This window comes from Micromonospora sp. LA-10 (genome assembly GCF_051853095.1).
In the GTDB taxonomy this organism is placed as follows: domain Bacteria; phylum Actinomycetota; class Actinomycetes; order Mycobacteriales; family Micromonosporaceae; genus Micromonospora; species Micromonospora echinospora_A.
In genome coordinates this window covers 2,472,321-2,491,302 of sequence record NZ_CP195710.1, presented here as the reverse complement: position 1 = coordinate 2,491,302, position 18,982 = coordinate 2,472,321, and the positions used below count along the sequence as shown (strand labels likewise).

The window sequence follows — 18,982 nt, the reverse complement described above, 5'->3', positions numbered from 1 at the left end:
GGCGGACACCCGCGGACGATCCGATCACCGCACCGCATAGGGTGCAGGCATGGCGCGACCTGACGGGCGGCGGCCCGACCAACTCCGACCGGTGACCCTGACCCGGGGCTGGAGCACCCACCCGGAGGGCTCGGTGCTCGTCGAGTTCGGCGCGACCCGGGTCCTCTGCACGGCGAGCGTCACCGAGGGTGTGCCCCGCTGGCGCAAGGGCTCCGGGCTGGGCTGGGTGACAGCCGAGTACGCGATGCTGCCCCGCGCCACGAACACCCGCTCGGACCGGGAGAGCGTGCGCGGCAAGGTCGGCGGGCGGACCCACGAGATCTCCCGGCTGATCGGCCGCAGCCTGCGCGCCTGCGTCGACCTCAAGGCGCTCGGCGAGAACTCGATCGTGCTGGACTGCGACGTGCTCCAGGCCGACGGCGGCACCCGTACCGCCGCGATCACCGGCGCGTACGTCGCGCTGCACGACGCGGTGACCTGGCTGGCCGAGCGCAAGGCGCTGGCCGGCAAGGTGGAGAAGGTGATGCACCGTTCGGTGGCCGCGGTGAGCGTCGGCGTGATCGGCGGCGAGCCGATGCTCGACCTCTGCTACGCCGAGGACGTCACCGCCGAGGTCGACATGAACGTGGTCTGCACCGGCACCGGCGACTTCGTCGAGGTGCAGGGCACCGGTGAGGCGGGCGTCTTCGCCCGCGACCAGCTCGACGCGCTGCTCGACCTGGGCGTGGCGGGCTGTCTGGAACTGGCCGACGCGCAGCGGAAGGCGCTCTCGTCATGAACAAGGTCCTGCTCGCCACCCGGAACCGGAAGAAGCTCGTCGAACTCCAGCGCATCCTGGACGGCGCGCTCGGCGCGCACCGGATCGCGCTGCTCGGGCTCGACGACGTCGAGGAGTACCCGGAGCTGCCGGAGACCGGCCTCACGTTCGGCGAGAACGCGCTGATCAAGGCGCGGGAGGGCTGCCGGCGTACCGGCCTGCCGACCATCGCCGACGACTCCGGCCTGGCCGTGGACGCCCTCAACGGCATGCCCGGCGTGTTCAGCGCCCGCTGGTCCGGCCGGCACGGCGACGACCACGCCAACCTTCAGCTCGTGCTCGACCAGGTCGGCGACGTGCCGGACGAGCACCGGGGCGCCGCGTTCGTCTGCACCGTCGCGCTGGTGCTGCCCGGCGGCAAGGAGCACCTGGTCGACGGCCGCCAGTCCGGCCGGCTGCTGCGCGCGCCGCGCGGCGATGGCGGCTTCGGCTACGACCCGATCTTCCTTGGTGACGGGCAGGAGCGCACGAACGCGGAGCTGACGCCGGAGGAGAAGGACGCGATCAGCCACCGCGGGAAGGCGCTGCGGGAGCTGGCCAAGCTGGTCGCGAAGGTGCTCCCGCCCGCCGCCTGATCCGCTCCCGCCGGGCACCCGGCCGGAGCACCGGCCGGGCACCCGATCGGCCCGCTCAGGCGAGCGGGCCGATCTCCCGTTCGATCGCCGCGCGCAGCTCCGGGCCGCGCACCACGTCGCGCGCCGCCTCCATCAGCGGCGCGAGGAACACGTCCGGTCCCGGCTCGCCGATCGTGCGGCCGAGCGTGGCAAGCGCCGCCCGCCCGGCCGGCGACGGGGTCAGCGGCGCGCGGAGCTGGAGCCCGCGTACAGCCGCCAGCAGCTCCACCGCGAGCAGGCTGGTCAGGTTGTCCAGCACGGTGCGCAGCTTCTTGGTGGCCGCCCAGCCCATCGAGACGTGGTCCTCCTGCATGCCGCTGGTGGGCAGCGAGTCGACCGAGGCGGGCGCGGCGAGCCGGCGGTTCTCCGCCACGATGCCGGCGGCGGTGTACTGGGCGATCATCAGCCCGGAGTTCACCCCGGCGTCGGGGGACAGGAACGCGGGCAGGTCCCGGGAGCGGGTGACGTCCAGCAGCCGGTCCACCCGGCGCTCGGCGATCGCGCCCACCTCGGCGGCGGCGATGGCCAGGTAGTCGGCGGCGAAGCCGAGCGGGGCGCCGTGGAAGTTTCCTGTCGACTCGACCCGCCCGTCCGGCAGCACGACCGGGTTGTCCACCACGGAGAGCAACTCCCGGCCCGCCACCACCTCGACGAAGTCGAGCGTGTCCCGGGCCGCGCCGGCGACCTGCGGGGCGCACCGCATCGAGTACGCGTCCTGCACCGCGTGCGCCAGGTCGTCGCGGTGCGAGTCCATCACCGCCGAGCCCTGCAACAGCCGGTGGATGTTCGCCGCCGAGGCGGCCTGGCCGGGATGCGGGCGGATCGCATGCAGCTCGGGCAGGAACGGCCGCTCCGAGCCGAGCATCGCCTCGATGGCCAGCGCGGCGGTCACGTCCGCCATGGCGAACAGGTGCCGGGCGTCCCGCACGGCCAGCAGCAGCATGCCGAGCATGCCGTCGGTGCCGTTGATCAGCGCCAGCCCTTCCTTGGCGGCGAGCGACACCGGCTTGAGCCCGGCCCGGCGCAGCGCGTCGGCGGCCGGGACGCGCTCCCCGGATGGGCCGAGCACCCAGCCCTCACCGAGCAGCGCCAGCGCGCAGTGCGCCAGCGGCGCCAGGTCGCCGGACGCGCCGAGCGAGCCGTGCTCGGGCACCCACGGGGTGACGTCGTGGTTGAGCAGGTCCACGAGCGCCTCGGCGACCAGCGGGCGTACCCCGGAGCGGCCGAGCGCCAGCGAGCGGACCCGCAGCAGCATCATGGCGCGTACCACCTCGCGCGGCATCGGCGCGCCCACCCCGGCGGCGTGCGAGCGGATCAGCGCGTGCTGCAGCTCGGCCCGGCGCTCCGGGGCCACGAACGTGTTGGCGAGCGCGCCGAAGCCGGTGGAGACGCCGTACACCGGCCGCCCGGCTGCCTCGATGCGGTCCACGATGGACCGGGAGGTGGCCATGGCCTCGGTGGCGGCCGGGTCGAGCACGACCTTGGCGGTGCCGCGGGCCACCGCGAGCACGTCGGCGGGGGTGACGCCGGTGGACAGGATGGTGACGGTGGTCATCGAGGTACTCCGTTGTGCAGGACCTGGCGGATCAGTGGCACCCCCGGCCGGTAGGCCAGGTGCAGGTGGGACGGGGCGTCGAGGATGATCAGGTCGGCCCGCGCCTCGGGCGTCAGCCGGCCCACGTCGGTGCGGCGCAGCGCCGCCGCCCCGCCGGCGGTCGCGGCCCACACGGCCTCCGCCGGGGTCATCCGCATCTCGCGTACGGCCAGCGCGACGCAGAACGGCATCGACGACGTGTACGACGAGCCGGGGTTGCAGTCGGTCGCCAGCGCCACTGTCACGCCCGCGTCGAGCAGCCGCCGGGCGTCCGGGTACGGCGACCGGGTGGAGAACTCCGCGCCGGGTAGCAGCGTGGCGACCGTCTCCGAGCCGGCGAGCGCGTCGATGTCGGCGTCGGTCAGGTGGGTGCAGTGGTCGACGCTGGCCGCCCCCAGCTCCACCGCGAGCTGCACCCCCGGGCCGGGGCCGAGCTGGTTGGCGTGCACCCGTACGCCCAGACCGGCCGCCTGCCCGCAGGCGAGGATCGCCCGCGCGTGGTCGGCGTCGAACGCGCCCCGCTCGCAGAACACGTCGATCCAGCGGGCGTACGGCGCGGCGGCGGCCAGCATCGGCCCGCAGACCATGCCCACGTAGTCGTCGGGGCGGTCGGCGTACTCGGCGGGGACGACGTGCGCGCCGAGGAACGTGGTGTCCTCGGTGAACTCGGCGGCGATCCGCAGCGAGCGGGCCTCGTCGGCGACGGTGAGGCCGTACCCGCTCTTGATCTCGACGGTGGTGGTGCCCTGCCGCAGCATCTCGGCGCGAAGCCGGCTCACAGTGGCGCGCAGGTCGTCGTCGGAGGCGGCGCGGGTGGCGCCGACTGTGGTGCGGATGCCGCCGCCGGTGTAGGGCTCGCCGGCCATCCGGGCGGCGAACTCGGCGGCCCGGTCCCCGGCGAAGACCAGGTGGGCGTGGCTGTCCACGAAGCCGGGCAGCACCGCGGCCCCGCCGGCGTCGATCCGCCGGTCGGCGGCCGGCGCGTCGCGGGCCGATCCGACCCAGGCCACCTGCCCGTCCTCGATCAGCAGGGCGGCGTCGCGCCGGATGCCCAGCGGGTCGCCGGGCCGGCCCTCGTTCGTGACCAGCTCGCCGATGTGGTCGACGAGCAGGCTGCCGGAGGCGCCGGACGCCGGCCGGGGCCGGTCGCCGGGACGGACCGGCCGCCCAGGGAAGCCACCGACGCTCACGAGTCCTCCTTCGCGGTCACCGCGGCGATCGCGTCCCGCAGCTCGGTGGGCACGTCCACGGTCAGGTGCCGGCCGCCGTCCACCACCGGCCTCCCGTCCACGATCACGCTGGTCACGTCGGCGGCGGTGGCGGCGAAGAACGCGCCGACCGGCGGCACCCCGGCGGTGCGGGCGCTGTCCAGCCGTACCGTGACCAGGTCGGCCCGCTGCCCGACGGCGAACCGGCCGGCGTCGCCCCAGCCCAGCGCGGCGTGCCCGCCGACGGTGGCGGCGCCGACCAGCTCGGCCGGCGTGAAGTGCCCCCGCCGCCGGGTACGCAGCCGCTCGTCCATCTCCAGCGCGCGGGCCTCCTCGAACAGGTCCACCACGGCGTGGCTGTCGCTGCCCAGACTCAGCGGGCTGCCCGCGTCGGCCATCCGCCGCACCGGGCCGACCCCGTCGGCCAGGTCGCGCTCCGTGGTGGGGCAGACGCACACCCGGGTACGGCTGTCGCCGAGCAGCGCCACGTCGGCGGCGGTCGGGTGGGTGGCGTGCACAGCCGTGGTGTGCGGGCCGAGCACGCCGTGGTCGGCCAGCAGCCGCGTCGGGGTGCACCCGTGCACGGCCCGGCAGGCGTCGTTCTCGGCGGGCTGCTCGGACAGGTGCACGTGCAGCGGCAGCCCGTTGCGGTCGGCCCAGCCGGCCACCGTGGCGAGCTGCTCGGCGGGGACCGCGCGCACCGAGTGGATCGCCGCGCCGAGCCGGACGTGCTCGTCGGCCGGGCGGAACGCGTCCACCCGCGCCGCCCAGCGCAGCGCGTCGCCGTCACCGAACCGGCGTTGCGGCCCGGTCAGCGGCGCGCCGTCCACGCCCCCGGCCAGGTACGCGGTGTCCAGCAGCGTGAGCCGGACACCGGCGTGCGCGGCGGCCTCCACCAGCGCGGCGGACATGGCGTTCGGGTCGTCGTACGGGGTGCCGCCGGGACCGTGGTGCAGGTAGTGGAACTCGCCCACGCAGGTGATCCCGGACAGCGCCATCTCCGCGTACACGGCTCGGGCCAGCGCCAGGTAGGTGTCCGGGTCGAGCCGGGTCGCGATCGCGTACATCAGGCTGCGCCAGGACCAGAAGTCGCCGCGCCCGTCGTGGGTGCGCCCGCGCAGCGCCCGGTGGAACGCGTGCGAGTGGGCGTTTGCCAGGCCGGGCACCGTCAGCCCGGGCAGCCGTACCGCGTCGCCGAGCACCTCCACCCCGGCCGTCGGCGGACCGTCCACGGTCAGCGGGGTGACAGCGGTGAGCCGCCCGTCGGTCGCCTCGATCAGCACGTCCCGGGTGGGCTCGGCGCGGTCGGGCAGCCAGGCGTACTCGGCCAGCCAGCGGGTCAGCGGCATGCCAGCTCCTCCAGGACCCGGGCCAGGGCGGCCACCCCGGCGGCGCAGTCGGCGTCGGTGGCCGCCTCGGCGGGGGAGTGCGACACCCCGGTCGGGTTGCGCACGAACAGCATCGCGGTGGGCAGATGCGCCGCCAGCACCCCCGCGTCGTGCCCGGCGCCGGTGGGCAGCACCGGCGCGCCGAGCAGCGTGACCAGCCGGTCGGCCAGCCCGCCGTCGAACGCGACGAGCGGGGTCGCCGACTCCTGCGTGCAGGTCAGCGCGGTCCCGTCCCGGCCGGCCCGGTCGGTGGCCTTGGCGCGTACCGCCTCGACCAGACCGTACAGCGTCTCCGCCTCGGCCGCCCGCGCGTCCAGCCAGCCGGTGACCCGGGACGGGATCGCGTTCGTGGCGTTCGGCTCGACCGACACCCGGCCCACGGTGGCGTGCGCGTCGCGCAGCCGGGCCTCCTTGTTCGCCGCCAGCACCGTGAACGCGTAGGTGAGCATCGGGTCGCGGCGGTCGGTCATCCGGGTCGTACCCGCGTGGTTGCCCTCGCCGGTGAAGTCGAACCGCCACCGGCCGTGCGGCCAGATCGCTGAGGCCACAGCGACCGGCGCGCCCTGGTCGACCAGCGCGCGGCCCTGCTCGACGTGCAGCTCCACGAAGGCCGCGAAGCGGCCGAGCAGCGCCGGGTCGGCGCCCGCCGGCCGCTCGCCGAGCGCCTCGGCGAAGGTCGTCCCGGCCTGGTCGCGCAGCCCGGCCGCGCGGTCGACGTCGATCTCGCCGGTGAGCAGCCTCGACCCCAGGCAGGGTACGCCGAACCGCGCGCCCTCCTCCTCCACGAACGCGGCCACCACCACCGGCCGGTCCGGGGTGACGCCGGCGGCCCGCAGCTCGTCCACGGCGAGGAACGCGCTGACGATGCCGAGCGGGCCGTCGTACGCGCCGCCGTGCGGCACCGAGTCGAAGTGGCTGCCGGTGAGCACCGCGCCCCCGGCCTCCGGGTCGCCCCACCAGGCGAACAGGTTGCCGTTGCCGTCCTGCTGAACCGGCATCCCGCGGGCGTCGGCCTGGTTGTGGAACCACTCCCGCAGCCGCAGCTCCGGTTCGGTCAGCGCGTAGCGCAGGTAGCCGCCGCTGCCGGCGTCCCGCCCGACCGGGGCGATCTCGTCCCACAGCTCCCGGAATCGGTGAGGAAGGGACCCTTCACATGCAGAATGCGTTAACAAGGGGCCCTTCCTTACTCGGCCATCGGGACGCGGACGCCGGTGCGCTCGGCCACCGCGCGGGCGTCGTCGTAGCCGGCGTCGACGTGCCGGATGACGCCCATCGCCGGGTCGTTCGTCAGCACCCGCTCGATCTTCTGCCCGGCCAGCTCACTGCCGTCGGCCACGCAGACCTGGCCGGCGTGGATGGACCGGCCGATGCCGACCCCGCCGCCGTGGTGGATGGACACCCAGGACGCGCCGCTGGCGGTGTTGACCAGCGCGTTCAGCAGCGGCCAGTCGGCGATCGCGTCGGAGCCGTCGGCCATCGCCTCGGTCTCCCGGTACGGGCTGGCCACGCTGCCGCAGTCCAGGTGGTCCCGGCCGATCACCACCGGCGCGCTCAGCTCGCCCGAGGCGACCATCTCGTTGAACCGCACCCCGGCGCGGTCCCGCTCGCCGTAGCCGAGCCAGCAGATCCGCGCCGGCAGGCCCTGGAACGCGACCCGCTCGCCGGCCATCCGGATCCACCTGGTGAGGGACTCGTTCTCCGGGAACAGGTCGAGGATGGCCCGGTCGGTAGCCGCGATGTCCTTCGGGTCGCCGGAGAGCGCGGCCCAGCGGAACGGACCCTTGCCCTCGCAGAACAGCGGCCTGATGTACGCGGGCACGAAACCGGGGAAGTCGAACGCCCGCTCGTAGCCGCCGAGCTTGGCCTCGCCCCGGATCGAGTTGCCGTAGTCGAAGACCTCCGCGCCCGCGTCGAGGAAACCGACCATGGCCTCCACGTGCTTGGCCATGGACGCCCGCGCCCGGTCGGTGAACTCGGCCGGCTTGGCCGCCGCGTAGTCCCGCGCGTCGCCCGGGTCCACGCCCTCCGGCACGTACGACAGCGGGTCGTGCGCGCTGGTCTGGTCGGTCACGATGTCGATCGCGACGCCCCGGCGCAGCAGCTCCGGGAAGACGGCGGCGGCGTTGCCGACCACGCCGACGCTGAGCGCCCGCCGGTCCCGCTTCGCCGCGAGCGCCCGCTCGATCGCGTCGTCGAGCGAGTCGGCCACCTCGTCGAGGTAGCGGTCGTGCACCCGGCGGTCCAGCCGCGACCGGTCGACGTCCACGATCAGGCACGCGCCGCCGTTCATGGTGACCGCGAGCGGCTGCGCCCCGCCCATTCCGCCGCACCCGGCGGTGAGCGTCAGCGTCCCGGCCAGCGTGCCGTCGAAGCGCTTGGCGGCCACCGCGGCGAACGTCTCGTACGTGCCCTGGAGGATGCCCTGGGTGCCGATGTAGATCCACGAACCGGCGGTCATCTGCCCGTACATGGTCAGGCCCAGCGACTCCAGGCGGCGGAACTCCGGCCAGGTGGCCCAGTCGCCGACCAGGTTCGAGTTCGCCAGCAGCACGCGCGGCGCCCACTCGTGGGTCCGCATCACGCCGACCGGGCGGCCCGACTGCACGAGCATCGTCTCGTCGTCGCGCAGCTCGGTGAGCGTCCGCACCAGCGCGTGGTACGACGGCCAGTCCCGGGCCGCCTTGCCGGTGCCGCCGTAGACCACCAGGTCGTCGGGGCGCTCGGCCACCTCCGGGTCGAGATTGTTCATCAGCATCCGCAGGGCGGCCTCCTGCGGCCACCCCTTCGCGGTGCGGGTGACGCCGCGGGCGGCGCGGACGGGCTGGTGCATCTCGTACTCCTCTCAGCCGAGGAACAACTGGCGGCGGGCGGCGGACGACTCGAATGCCTCGAGCCGGTCCTGGGTCTCGGCCGGTGCGGCGTCGCAGATCGCCTGGAGCACCACCATGGCCAGGGTCATCGGTGCGGTGTGCAGGTCGAAGACCAGGTCGGCGCCGACGGCGGCGGGCAGCACCACCTGGGCGTGCTCGGTGGCCGGGCTCACCGGCGAGTCGGTGATCGCCACGACGGTTAGCCCGGCGTCCCGGGCCTCGCGCAGCGCGTCCAGCGTCTCCCGGGGGTAGCGGGGCAGCACGAACGCGAGCATCGCCGTCGCGCCGGCCGCCACCGCCTGGTCCAGGCGGTCCACGAGCATGCTGCCGCCGTCGTCGAGCACCCGCACGTCGGGGCGCACCTTCGCGGCGAAGTAGGCGAAGTAGGCGGCCAACGGCGCGGCGGCCCGCAGCCCGAGCACCGGCAGCGGGCGGCTGGCGGCGAGCAGGCGGCCCACCTCGGCGACCCGGCCGGCGTCGGCGAGCTGCTCGGCGAGCCGGTCGAGGTTGTCCCGCTCGGCGTGGACCGCCCGTTGCAGCGCGTTCCCGGCGCCGTCCTGCTCGGCGGCGCCGCGCGCGCCCAGCTCCCGCAGGCGGCGGCGCAGCGCGGGGTAGCCGTCGTGGCCGAGCGCCATGGCGAACCGGGTCACCGAGGGCTGGCTGACGCCTGCCAGCTCGGCCACCTCGGCGGCGGACAGGTACGCCGCCGCGTCCGCGTGCCGCACCAGGCAGTGCGCGATGCGGCGCTGCGTCGGCGTGAGCCGTACGCCGTGGAACAGGTCGAGCAGGCGGTCAGGGGAGGCCGCACCGCTTTCATTCACGAGCTGACTCTATGCATGAAAACTTTCAGAGCGCAAGCGTCGCGCGACCGCAGGGAGGTCCGGTGAGCGTGCTCTCTGTACTATCCGCACGGCGGGTGAGCAGAGGAGTGGGGCATGCAGCCGGAGGGGCCGTACAGGTTCACCGAGACGTTGGGCGAGTGCCAGTTCGGCCGGGCGTGGGCGGCTCTCGACGGGCAGGACCGCCCGGTCACCGTCGCCGTCCTCGAAGGTGCCGCCGCCGGTGACCAGCGCTGGCGGGAGGCGTTCGCCAACGCGGCGAACGTGCTGGCACAGACCCCGGGCGGCCACGGGTACGTCAACGCCGACTTCGCCGCCGCCGAGCCCTGGATCGCGTACCCGTCCGAAGAGGAGGGTGCGGCCGAGCGGCTGTTCCGCAGCCTCGGCATGGACTACCAGCGAATCCCGACCGCCGAGATGCTCCCGCCGCCCCCGGCCGCCGCCCCCGTCTCCCCGCCGCCCCAGTTGCCGTGGGTTCCGCAGCCCTGGGCGATGGCGGCGCAGCCGATCTCCGGCGCTCCGATGTCCCCGGCCGCCGTCTCCGCGACCTCCGGGGTCCCCGCGACGTCCGCCGTCTCCGCGCCACCCGCCGTCGGCTCCGCGCCGGTGGCCACCGATCCGCTGGACCCGGCCGGCGGGCGCCGGATCGCCCCGGTGCAGCCGACGCCCAAGCGCCGCGACTGGATCTCGATCGTCGGCGCGCTGGTGCTCACGCTGGTCGCCGGCACCGCCGGGTTCTTCCTGGGCGGGGGCCTCGAGAAGGAGGCCGCGACGCCCACGCCGTCGGCCAGCCCCTCGCTGCCGCCCTACGAGGCCACGCAGCTCGCCATCAACAAGGCCAAGTTCGAGGGCGAGCTGGCCCCGCTGGTCGAGCCCTGGCTGACCCGCATCGGCGGCTGCACCGTCTACGACCAGCCGGGTGCCCCGAAGCTGCCGGCGGACGAGAAGGGCCACGTGTTCTGCCACTACGGCGGCGCGTGGCTGCACTTCACGCTCTACCCGGGACAGAAGCAGAAGGACATCGCGCGGGCGTACCGGCAGCAGCTCAACCTCGCCGGCGGCTCGCTGGCGCCGGGGCTGCGCGAGGCGAGCACCACGAAGGGCGGGGTGACCGGCAAGTCCGGCAGCTACGTCGAGTACGCCTTCGAGGGCGAGGACGGCCGGGCGATCTGCGGCGTCTGGTGGGACCCCGACGACATGCAGGGCGCCTTCTACATCGAGACGCTCTGCAAGGACGGCGTGGACGGCAACTGGGACGCCCTGCGCGACCTGTGGCAGCGCGGCAGCTGACCGCCGCGCCGCGTCATGCCGTGCTGATCCGCGCGACCGGTTCGACCCCGCCGGTGACCTGCTCGACGCGGTAGGCGGCGAGCGCCTGCCGCCAGACGTCGACCTCGTCGCCGACGACATGCGAGCGGATCAGCCAGACGCGCGCGCCGTCGCCGCGCTCGGCCGCCAGCTCCACCGCGTGCCGCAGACTGGCCTGCACGGCAGTGGTGTCGTGGCCGGGCACCACCACGACGTCGGACCGGTCGGGCATGTCGACCCACCAGCCCACCGTGTTGCCGTGCGGCACGACCAGTTTCAGCCGCTCGTTGCGGGAGTAGAACGCGAACCCGTACCAGGCCGCGTTGTTCATGACCACGACGTCGTTCGGGTGCCGGTGCCGGGCCACGTACTCGGTCGCCGAACGCACGTCCGTGACGGCGATCGCCGTGTAGTAGAGCCCCGGCTCGTTGCCGTCGAACCGGTACCAGTGGCTGTTGCCGGCCGCGTACCCCCCGAGCAGGACCGCGCAGACGGCCGCGGCCAGGACGGCGGGCCGCACCCGGGGGAGCCGGCGGCAGGCCAGGTCGGCCGCACGGCTGGCCAGCCCGGCGACCCCGATGCCGGCCACCGCGGCGGCGGTGACGAGCAGGAAGTGCGAGGTACGCAGCTCCAGCAGCGGATAGACCTTCGCGACGCCGACAACCGTCGCGACCACCGGCAGGAGCATCACGGCGACCGCGGCGGCGGGCCGGCCGTGTCTGCGCAGCGTCAGCGTGCCGGCCACGAGCAGGACCACCACCACCAGCCCGGGCGCGCCGACCACCGGCATCAGCGTGTCGATCTGCCGCGCCAGGTAGCCGGGCAGCTCGGTCACGCCGGGGAAGTTGTCGGCCCAGAACTGCTGCATGGGCACATTGCGGCCCTGCATCGAGATGCCGAAGTAGACACCGGCGAGGACCAGCCCGGCGTTGAGCCCGGCAACTGCCACCTCGACCAGGCGTAGCCACTGCCGCCGGACCGCCGTGACCAGCAGCAGCCCGCCGAACGCGCACGGCGCCACGATCGCTGTGACGTGGCTGACCAGCATGCCCGCGGCGACGGCGGCGGTGAGCACGTTGAGCCGCCGGCGCGACCACCGCTGTTCGACCCAGGCGACCAGGGCGAGCACGCCCACGGCCACGGCGGCGTCGGCGGTGTACTGCTTGAGATCGTGGCGGACCTGCTGGGCGGGGAGCAGCAGGACCGCCGCCGCGCAGGCCGCCCCGGCCACCACGCCCCGGCCGGGCGTCGACCACCGCAGCGCCCGGCCGAAGCCGTACGCCGCCACGACCGCGAGCCCCTGGAACGCCAGGGTGACCAGCCGCAGGTCGTCCGCGTCCGGCACCAGCCGCAGCAGGAGGCTCCAGCCGAGCGGGCTGGACGACGTGGTGACCGGCAGGTCGCCCAGCGGGAACCGGACGGACAGGGCGACCCACGCCTCGTCGAGCCAGTACGGCGCGGAGAGCATGGTTTTGACGTCGTGCAGGATCGGCAGGAGGCATAGCAGCGCGAGGACGGCGGTGCTGTCCCACAGGATCGGGCGGGGCCCCGGCGGGCGGCCCGCCGCCCCGCCGGTTGTGTCCACATCGGCTGGTGCCACCCGTGCAACCACGCAGATCCCTGTCCCCGCCTGCCGACCGGTCGTCACCCTAACCCACCAATCAGGTGCGTCGACAGGCCCGGACCTGCGGGCCCGCGTTCCCGGCCCGAGGGCTGGTGCCGATCGGCCACGGCTGATCCGTACGATCGTGCGGTGCGCGTGTTGGCTGACCGGATCAGGGGCGTGGAGCGCAGCGTGCGCTACCTCGGCCTCGGCCTTGTCGTTCTGGCGGCCGGGTTCCTGCTGACGGGCAGGTGGCAGCTCGCGCTCGGGGTCGCCGTCGGCGCCCTGCTCGGCTGGGCGCTGACGGACCCGGTCCGGATCACCTGGGCGGTCTTCGTCATCGCGTTCGCCGTCCCGGTGACCATCGACGTCGGCTATCCGACGAATTCCTCGTACGCGCTGCTGCTGGTCCTGTTCCTCCTCGCCGCGTGGGGGCGGGTGCTGCGCGCCGAACGCGACGGGTGGCCGCCGAAGGCGCTCGCGGCGGCGCTTTTGCTCCCGGCGTGCACGGTGCTCGCGGGGCTCGTCCACTGGCACGGGGCGAAGCCGATCGCCGTCGGCGTCGCGCCCCTGCTGTGCTTCGGCGTGCTGGCCTGGCACCTCGCGGAGGAGGCGCGGCACGACCGACGTACCGTGCTGCGGATCGCCGAGGCGCTCACCTGGTTCAGCGTCGCCGTGGCCGTGTTCGCCAAGTACCAGACCGCTTCCCGGAGCTGGCCGATCTTCGACCAGTTCGCGTACGACTGGACCTACACCTCGGCGTTCGACGCGACCCGGGCGGTGGGCCTGTCCGGGCACCCCATCATCTACGGCACGTTCGCCATGGCGATGGCGCTCGTCGCACTGACCCTCCGGGGCCGGTTCTGGTACGTGCCGGTCACCGCCAACCTCGTCGGCCTGGTGCTCTCCGGCACCCGCAGCGCCTGGGTGGGCACGGTTCTCGCGCTCGGGTTCTGGCTGTTCCTCCAGTGGCGGAAGGTCAGCTGGCGCGGCCTGGGCAGCGCCGCCGCCGTCGCGGCGGTCACCTGGGCGCTCGTGGCGTTCAGCCCGCCGGCCCTGCTGCCCGACACCACCGCCGCCGGCCCCACCCCGAGCCCGGCCGCTCCCACCCCGAGCCCGGCCGCCCCGGTGGCGAGTTCGGCGGCGCCGGCTCCCGAGTCGCCCGCTTCCACGCCGAGCCCGGCCGCGCCGGCGCCTCCGGCGGCGAGTTCCGTGGCGCCGGAGCCCACCGCCCCGGCCCCGGCGGCGCCGACGGCGAGCGCCGTGGACTCCGTCGACGTGGCGGGTTCACGGATCTCCGACCCGGCCAGCGCCGACGCCCGCTTCACGCGCATGAGCGTGGTCTGGGACGGGATCACCCGCGACTGGTCCACAGTCGTCTTCGGCAACGGGCCGGAAGCCAACGTGCGGTACCTGGAGAACGTCGGCATCGGCGACGGCCAGGCCCAGGTCTTCGACAACACCTACCTGACGTTCTGGTACAACTTCGGCCTGATCGGACTGGCCTGCCTGCTGGCGCTCCTGGTGCTGCTCTACCGGCGTCTCCGGTCGCTGCCGGCCCGCCTCCTGCTGGTCGGGTTCGCGGCCCAGATCTTCTTCTTCGACGTGTGGCTGTGGCTGGGCGCCGTTGCCGTGCTGCTCCTGGCGGTCGCGCTGGGCGCCGCCGACAACCCGTCCCTGTCGGCGCGGGCGCTACAGTTGCCGCTGCCCCGTCGCCGGCGACCGGGCACGCAAGCCGCCGCCCCGGCCGCCGCGGGCCCGCGCTAGCCGGCGGCGGGCGCGGCAGCCGGATCCGGCTCGACGTCCGCCGCGCGCCCGGGCCCCGGACGCGCGCCGGGACCGCCCTGGCGCGGCGGATCGCCGGACGGTTCACGCAGCGCGGGCGGCGTCCAGTCTTTGAGCCGCAGCGCCGGCTTCTCGACCAGGTGCCAGGACAGCATCGCCAGCCCGAAGCTGAGCAGCGCGCTGACCAGGAAGAACCCGGCCACGCCGAGGAACGGCAGGCCGACCTTGGCGAGCACCTGCTGCACCACGAACGAGTAGATGTAGACCCCGTACGAGTAGTCGTTGTCGCGGCCGACGCGGTGCAGCATCCGCGGCAGCCGCACGGCCAGCCAGAGGACGGCGTACGCGTAGGCGAGCAGCGCCGGGGCGAAGAACGCCCCGTCGACGACGTTCGGCCCCGGGCCGACGAAGTCGCCCCGCGCGGCGAGCCAGCCGACCGTCCCGAGCGCGAGCACGCCGAGCAGGTCGTTCATCGGCAGCCGGTCGCGGTACAGCTCGGCGGCCCCGCCGGCCAGGAACATGAACCCGTACCAGAGCAGGTAGGTCTTCTCCAGCGCGCCGAGCATCGGCAGCGGGCCGATCGCCCCGCTCGTCCAGAGCGCCGCATCGGGCTGGAGATGGTTCCAGCAGAGGACGCCGAACACCGCGACCACGGCGAGCAGCGTGAGCCAGCGGAGCTGCCGGCGCAGCACGGTCAGCGCGGCCAGGACGGCCACCGCCAGATAGCAGTAGATCTCGTAGGCGAGTGTCCACAGCGACCCGTTGAGCGTGTTCCCGCCCTGCCAGTGCCAGTACGGCGTGTCACCGCGCAGCAGGTCGGCGATGCCGAACTGCCGCAGCCCGCCCCACCAGTTCAGCCGCAGGTAGTCGAGCACCCCGCCCGGGCTGCGCCACAGCCCGTCGAGCGTGCCGTGCCGGTCGAGGTACAGCAGCGGCGCGACGACCAGGCCGGTGAACAGCAGGCAGACCCACAGGCCGGGCCAGATCCGCAGCGCCCGGTGCCACAGGAAACGGGGCACCGAGTTGCGCCGCGCCGAGCCGACGACGAGGAACCCGGAGATCGTGAAGAAGCCCGCCACGGCCAGGGCGCCCACGTCGACCCGGTGCAGCAGCGGACGCCCGAACCCGAGGGCGGCGGTGTGGGACAGCACCACGGCCAGCGCGAAGGCGAGTCGCAGCGCGCCGAAACCGTTGGCCCGCTCGTGGTACGCAGTCGCCAGCGGCTGCGACACGAGCGCACGCCGGACGGCGGTTGTCAGGAGGGCAGACACGCGGAGCGACCCGGGGTCAGCCGGCGGCCGGTGGGCGGGGCGCGGGCACCCGTGAACCGATCAGGCCGGCCGCCCGGTGGTGCCGGCGGGCGGCCGGCGGCAGGCCGACCAGGAACTCGGGGTACATGCCGAAGAAGATCCGGGCGCTGCGCATCTCCAGCGTGTGCGCGGGCGACCACCGCACCGAGTTCGTCGCCCGCGCCCAGTGGTGGGTCCACCGCACGTCACCGAGCAGGGCGACCGGGTAACCGCGCTGCCAGGCCCGCAGGCCCAGCTCGTGGTCCTCGTAGTAGAGGAAGAAACGCTCGTTCCAGCCGCCCAGCTCGACGAGGTCCGCGGTGCGTCCGGCGACCGCCGCCCCCATCAGCCAGGCGACGTAGCGGACCTCGCCCGGCTCCGCCACCATCCGGTACGACGCGTGCAGGCGGGACAGCGGCCACAGCTTCCGGTTGCCGAGTTTCGCTGTGGCGTACGGGAAGCCACGCCCGTTGGGCTGCGGAGTTCCGCCGGTCGTGAGCAGTTGGGGCGCCACCAGGCCGCCGTGCGCGTCCAGGTGCCGCGCGAGCACGTCCAGCCCGTCCGGGCGTACCTCCAGGTCCGGGTTCGCGAAGAGGAGGTATCTGCCGCCGGCCTCGTGCAGCGCGACGTTGTTGGCCCGGGAGAAGCCGACGTTGTCCGGCAGCGGGATGACCCGGGCGCCCAGCTCGCGGGCCACCGCCGCCGAGTCGTCGGACGACGCGTTGTCCACCACGATCCACTCGTACGGTTTCTCGCCGCGCCAGCAGCGGCGCAGCGTGTCCGCCGAGTTGTAGGTGACAGTCACGACACTCCACGGGTGTCCCGTCATCACGCTCTCCGAACTGTCAGATAGCCGAGCAGGGTCGCGAAGCCGAACCGCTTGCCGGTCCACTGCCGGCGGGCGGCAGGCCCCTGCCGTAGGCCGTGTCCCACGCCGCGCAGGAACGGCCGCAGCAGGCCCTGCCGGACACGCCGGGCGGCGAGCGCGACGTGCGCCAGCGCGAGGACCGGAAGCGCGACGAGCAGCAGTGGCCAGGTGAGCGTCCGCGCCGCGACCAGGAGCCGGTTGCGGGCCAGGAGGAAGGCCCGGAATCCCTGGAGCCGGTCGTCGCCGTCGACGCTGTGCCCGCCGGCGTGCGGGAGCATGAGATCCAGCGGGCGGGTACGAACCCCCGAGGCGTGGAGCCGCAGCGCGAGGTCGGCGTCCTCACCCCAGGCGAACAGGTGCTCGTAGAACCCGCCGAACCTGCGGTACAGGTCGGTGGGGAAGACCGCAGCGCCGCCGGACGGGCCCAGTGGCGCCCGCGCGGTCGTGGCGGACCGGTCGATGAACAGCGAGACCGGGTTCAGGTCGATGCCCACGTACTCGCCGCCGTGCATGGCCAGGCCGACCGCGACCGGGACGCCGGGGTCCTCCGCGACGGCGGCGCAGATACGGGCCAGCGCGCCGTCGGGCAGCCAGACGTCCGGGTTCAGCAGCAGCACGTGGCCGGTGGTGGTGGCCGCGACGGCCCGGTTGCAGCCGGCCGCGAACCCGGGGTTGGACGAGTCGGGAAGGTACCGGTACCGGTCCTGGTCGAGGCAGCCGGCGATGATCTCCGCGCATCCGTCCTCGGGCCAGTTGTCGGCGAAGACGAACCGCACCGGCAGCCCTTCGGCGCTGCGTACCCAGGTGGGCAGCGTCTGGGCGAGCATGCCGGCGGACCGGTAGAGCACCGTGACGACGGTCAACTCCACGGCGGTCACCGCAGCGACCGGTACAGACTCTGCCAGCGCGTCACGCACCGGTCGAAGGCGTACTCCTGGGCGTACCACTCGGCCACGGCCTGCCGCTCGTCAGCGGGCCCGGCGTGGGTCAGCGCCCGGCGGACGGCGTCGGCCAGCGCGGCGGGGGTGGGGTCGGCCCGGACGGCGAGCGTGCCGGTGGCGTGCCGGGTGACCTCGGCCAGGCCGCCGGCCCCGGTGTGCACCACCGGTACGCCCAGGGACAGCGCCTCCAGCGCGCTGAGCCCGAACGACTCGACCCGCGACGGCACCAGGAGGCAGTCGATCCCCCGGAGAAAGTCCGCCGCGACGACCCGGCCGACGAGTTCCAGGTTCGGCCGGGCCGCGATCGGCAGCGAGCCGGCCCCGGCGACCCGGACGTCCATCTCCGGCAGGTGCGCGGCGGTCTCGGCCAGCAGGTCCGCGCCCTTCTCCCGCTCCAGGCGGCCCAGGTAGCCGACCACGGGCCGCCGGCCGGGCGCCGGCGCGTCGGCGGGCTTCGGGCTCGGCCAGTCGGCCGGCAGGGGATTGGGGATCAGGTGGATGTTCCGGACGCGGCCCCGCTCGCGCAGCTCGGCGGCCTCGAACTCGGACACCGCGACTGTCGCGTGCGGCCGGAGGCGGCGCATCGCCAGGTCCAGCGTGATGTTGGACTGGATGGCGGCCTTCTGCTGCCACGACCCGGCGGTGTCCCGGTACTGCCAGAGACTGTTGTGCAGGGTGACCACGAGCGGGGTGCGGTCCAGGCTGAGCGCGGCCCGCGCGTGCATGGCGGCGGAGAGCAGGTGGGCGCAGACCACGTCCGGCTTCACCTCGCGGACGAGACGACGGATCTCCCGCGCGTAGCCGAAGTCGACCCGGCTGGTCGCGCCGAGCCCCACCCACGGCACCCCGGCCTCGCGCAGCGACCGGCCCACCTCGTCGTCCGAGGTGGCGGCGACCACGTCGACGCCGCTGCGGGCGTGCGCCGGCACCAGCTCGGTGAGCATCCGCTCCGCGCCGCCCAGCTGCCGCCGCCCGGCGCCACCCGTCGTGCAGACGAAGAGCACCTTCACGACGCACGCAGTCCCGCGACGGCCCCGCGCGCGATCGCGCGGCGCACGGAGTCGCGGCCCACCGCCGCCCGCAGCAAAATCCCGCAGACGTACGCGGTGGCCGCCACGCGGCCCCGCCGGCCGCCCAGGTCCCGGCTGGCCCGGATGAACTCCCGGGTACGCCGCTCGGAGATCTCCTCGGCCGACCAGCGGCGCTTCGCCGTCGCGTCGTCCTCGTGCATGATCACGGCGTCCGCCACGTACGCGAGCCGTTTGCCCTGCCGGCGCACCGCCCAGCACAGCCGCATGTCCTCGGAGTAGAAGAACGACGTCTCGTCGACGCCACCGATGGCGTCGAAGGTGCTGCGCCGCAGCGCGACGAACGGCCCGGTCAGCCAGTCCGCCTGCTCCGGGGGCGCGACGATCCGCAGGCGCGGCACCACGAGGCTCAGCCCGGTGGCGTGGCCGAGCCCCACCCCCATGGTCAGGAACCGGCCGCCCTCGGTCTGCGGCACGCCCTCCGGCGTCACCACAGCGGGGAAGGCGGCACCCACCTCCGGGTCCTCCAGCGCCGCCAGCAGCCGGGCCACCGCGTCACCGTGCACGGCGATGTCGTTGTTGGAGAGGATGACGTTCGCTCTGGTGGTGTGCCGTACGCCGAGGTTCATGCCCCGGGCGTACCCCAGGTTCGAGCCGGACTGGACGTAGGCGACGCCCTGCTGGGCGCAGAACTCGCTCAGCGCCTGGCGGATCTCCTCCGAGCTGCCGTTGTCCACGACGACGATCTCGGCCTCGGCGGGCAGTGACAGGACGCAGGCGCGGGTGCGGTGGAAGTCCTCCCAGGCGAGAACCACGATCGAGACGTCCAT

16 protein-coding genes are annotated in these 18,982 nt (G+C 74.4%); 4 read left to right on the top strand and 12 right to left on the bottom strand.

Annotated elements, in window-relative coordinates:
* The first annotated feature begins 49 nt into the window (after window positions 1–49).
* Both rph and rdgB read left to right on the top strand, forming a co-directional pair.
* Entirely contained in the window at window positions 50–778 is a 729-nt protein-coding gene (rph, locus tag ACSDG8_RS11545) for a ribonuclease PH (protein ID WP_210893717.1), read from the top strand.
* Complete coding sequence (gene rdgB / locus ACSDG8_RS11540; protein WP_210893719.1) at window positions 775–1,392, top strand: RdgB/HAM1 family non-canonical purine NTP pyrophosphatase; 618 nt, start codon at window positions 775–777, stop codon at window positions 1,390–1,392. The genes rph and rdgB overlap by 4 nt, the downstream gene beginning before the upstream one ends.
* A gap of 55 nt (window positions 1,393–1,447) precedes the next feature.
* On the opposite strand, the gene hutH is transcribed toward rdgB, so the two are convergent.
* From hutH to ACSDG8_RS11510, 6 genes are all read right to left on the bottom strand, one after another.
* Window positions 1,448–2,986 (bottom strand): histidine ammonia-lyase, encoded by a 1,539-nt coding sequence (hutH, locus tag ACSDG8_RS11535; RefSeq protein ID WP_210893721.1) that lies wholly within the window; start codon window positions 2,984–2,986, stop codon window positions 1,448–1,450.
* Window positions 2,983–4,137: an imidazolonepropionase gene (gene hutI / locus ACSDG8_RS11530; RefSeq protein WP_210893958.1), complete on the bottom strand. Its 1,155-nt coding sequence runs from the start codon at window positions 4,135–4,137 to the stop codon at window positions 2,983–2,985. Before hutI ends, hutH begins: the two co-directional genes overlap by 4 nt.
* 74 nt (window positions 4,138–4,211) lie before the next feature.
* On the bottom strand, window positions 4,212–5,576 hold the full coding sequence (locus ACSDG8_RS11525) for a formimidoylglutamate deiminase (protein WP_210893960.1): 1,365 nt from the start codon (window positions 5,574–5,576) through the stop codon (window positions 4,212–4,214).
* Window positions 5,573–6,793: an allantoate amidohydrolase gene (locus tag ACSDG8_RS11520; protein ID WP_210893723.1), complete on the bottom strand. Its 1,221-nt coding sequence runs from the start codon at window positions 6,791–6,793 to the stop codon at window positions 5,573–5,575. Before ACSDG8_RS11520 ends, ACSDG8_RS11525 begins: the two co-directional genes overlap by 4 nt.
* A gap of 11 nt (window positions 6,794–6,804) precedes the next feature.
* Window positions 6,805–8,451 carry a urocanate hydratase gene (hutU, locus tag ACSDG8_RS11515; RefSeq protein WP_210893725.1) on the bottom strand — a complete coding sequence of 549 codons (1,647 nt, stop codon included), beginning with the start codon at window positions 8,449–8,451 and terminating at the stop codon, window positions 6,805–6,807.
* Window positions 8,452–8,463: 12 nt separating this feature from the next.
* Complete coding sequence (locus ACSDG8_RS11510; RefSeq protein ID WP_210893727.1) at window positions 8,464–9,312, bottom strand: MurR/RpiR family transcriptional regulator; 849 nt, start codon at window positions 9,310–9,312, stop codon at window positions 8,464–8,466.
* 114 nt (window positions 9,313–9,426) lie between these two features.
* Between ACSDG8_RS11510 and ACSDG8_RS11505 the strand changes: the two genes are divergently transcribed.
* On the top strand, window positions 9,427–10,620 hold the full coding sequence (locus ACSDG8_RS11505; protein WP_210893730.1) for a hypothetical protein: 1,194 nt from the start codon (window positions 9,427–9,429) through the stop codon (window positions 10,618–10,620).
* A gap of 13 nt (window positions 10,621–10,633) precedes the next feature.
* Here ACSDG8_RS11505 and ACSDG8_RS11500 read toward each other — a convergent pair whose 3' ends face one another.
* Window positions 10,634–12,238 carry a hypothetical protein gene (locus ACSDG8_RS11500; protein WP_210893732.1) on the bottom strand — a complete coding sequence of 535 codons (1,605 nt, stop codon included), beginning with the start codon at window positions 12,236–12,238 and terminating at the stop codon, window positions 10,634–10,636.
* A 153-nt stretch (window positions 12,239–12,391) separates the two neighbouring features.
* Between ACSDG8_RS11500 and ACSDG8_RS11495 the strand changes: the two genes are divergently transcribed.
* Window positions 12,392–14,008 carry an O-antigen ligase family protein gene (locus ACSDG8_RS11495; protein ID WP_439427866.1) on the top strand — a complete coding sequence of 539 codons (1,617 nt, stop codon included), beginning with the start codon at window positions 12,392–12,394 and terminating at the stop codon, window positions 14,006–14,008.
* On the opposite strand, the gene ACSDG8_RS11490 is transcribed toward ACSDG8_RS11495, so the two are convergent.
* The 5 genes from ACSDG8_RS11490 to ACSDG8_RS11470 are packed head-to-tail and all read right to left on the bottom strand — an operon-like array spanning window position 14,005 to window position 18,982.
* Window positions 14,005–15,258 (bottom strand): acyltransferase family protein, encoded by a 1,254-nt coding sequence (locus tag ACSDG8_RS11490; protein ID WP_439427865.1) that lies wholly within the window; start codon window positions 15,256–15,258, stop codon window positions 14,005–14,007. The genes ACSDG8_RS11495 and ACSDG8_RS11490 overlap by 4 nt on opposite strands.
* Window positions 15,259–15,313: 55 nt before the next feature.
* A complete protein-coding gene (locus tag ACSDG8_RS11485) occupies window positions 15,314–16,144 on the bottom strand; it encodes a glycosyltransferase family 2 protein (protein ID WP_210943206.1) in 831 nt (276 codons plus the stop codon).
* On the bottom strand, window positions 16,144–17,052 hold the full coding sequence (locus tag ACSDG8_RS11480) for a glycosyltransferase family 2 protein (RefSeq protein ID WP_307856273.1): 909 nt from the start codon (window positions 17,050–17,052) through the stop codon (window positions 16,144–16,146). The genes ACSDG8_RS11485 and ACSDG8_RS11480 overlap by 1 nt, the downstream gene beginning before the upstream one ends.
* Window positions 17,053–17,057: 5 nt before the next feature.
* On the bottom strand, window positions 17,058–18,134 hold the full coding sequence (locus ACSDG8_RS11475; RefSeq protein ID WP_210893742.1) for a glycosyltransferase family 4 protein: 1,077 nt from the start codon (window positions 18,132–18,134) through the stop codon (window positions 17,058–17,060).
* Window positions 18,131–18,982, bottom strand: coding sequence for a glycosyltransferase (locus ACSDG8_RS11470; protein ID WP_210893744.1), 852 nt, complete (start codon window positions 18,980–18,982; stop codon window positions 18,131–18,133). The genes ACSDG8_RS11475 and ACSDG8_RS11470 overlap by 4 nt, the downstream gene beginning before the upstream one ends.

Coding starts and splice junctions, on each gene's coding strand:
- hutU (WP_210893725.1), bottom strand. CDS start 8,451: ATGCACCAGCCCGTCCGCGCCGCCCGCGGCGTCACCCGCACCGCGAAG.
- rph (WP_210893717.1), top strand. CDS start 50: ATGGCGCGACCTGACGGGCGGCGGCCCGACCAACTCCGACCGGTGACC.
- ACSDG8_RS11470 (WP_210893744.1), bottom strand. CDS start 18,982: ATGGACGTCTCGATCGTGGTTCTCGCCTGGGAGGACTTCCACCGCACC.
- ACSDG8_RS11485 (WP_210943206.1), bottom strand. CDS start 16,144: ATGACGGGACACCCGTGGAGTGTCGTGACTGTCACCTACAACTCGGCG.
- rdgB (WP_210893719.1), top strand. CDS start 775: ATGAACAAGGTCCTGCTCGCCACCCGGAACCGGAAGAAGCTCGTCGAA.
- ACSDG8_RS11505 (WP_210893730.1), top strand. CDS start 9,427: ATGCAGCCGGAGGGGCCGTACAGGTTCACCGAGACGTTGGGCGAGTGC.
- hutH (WP_210893721.1), bottom strand. CDS start 2,986: ATGACCACCGTCACCATCCTGTCCACCGGCGTCACCCCCGCCGACGTG.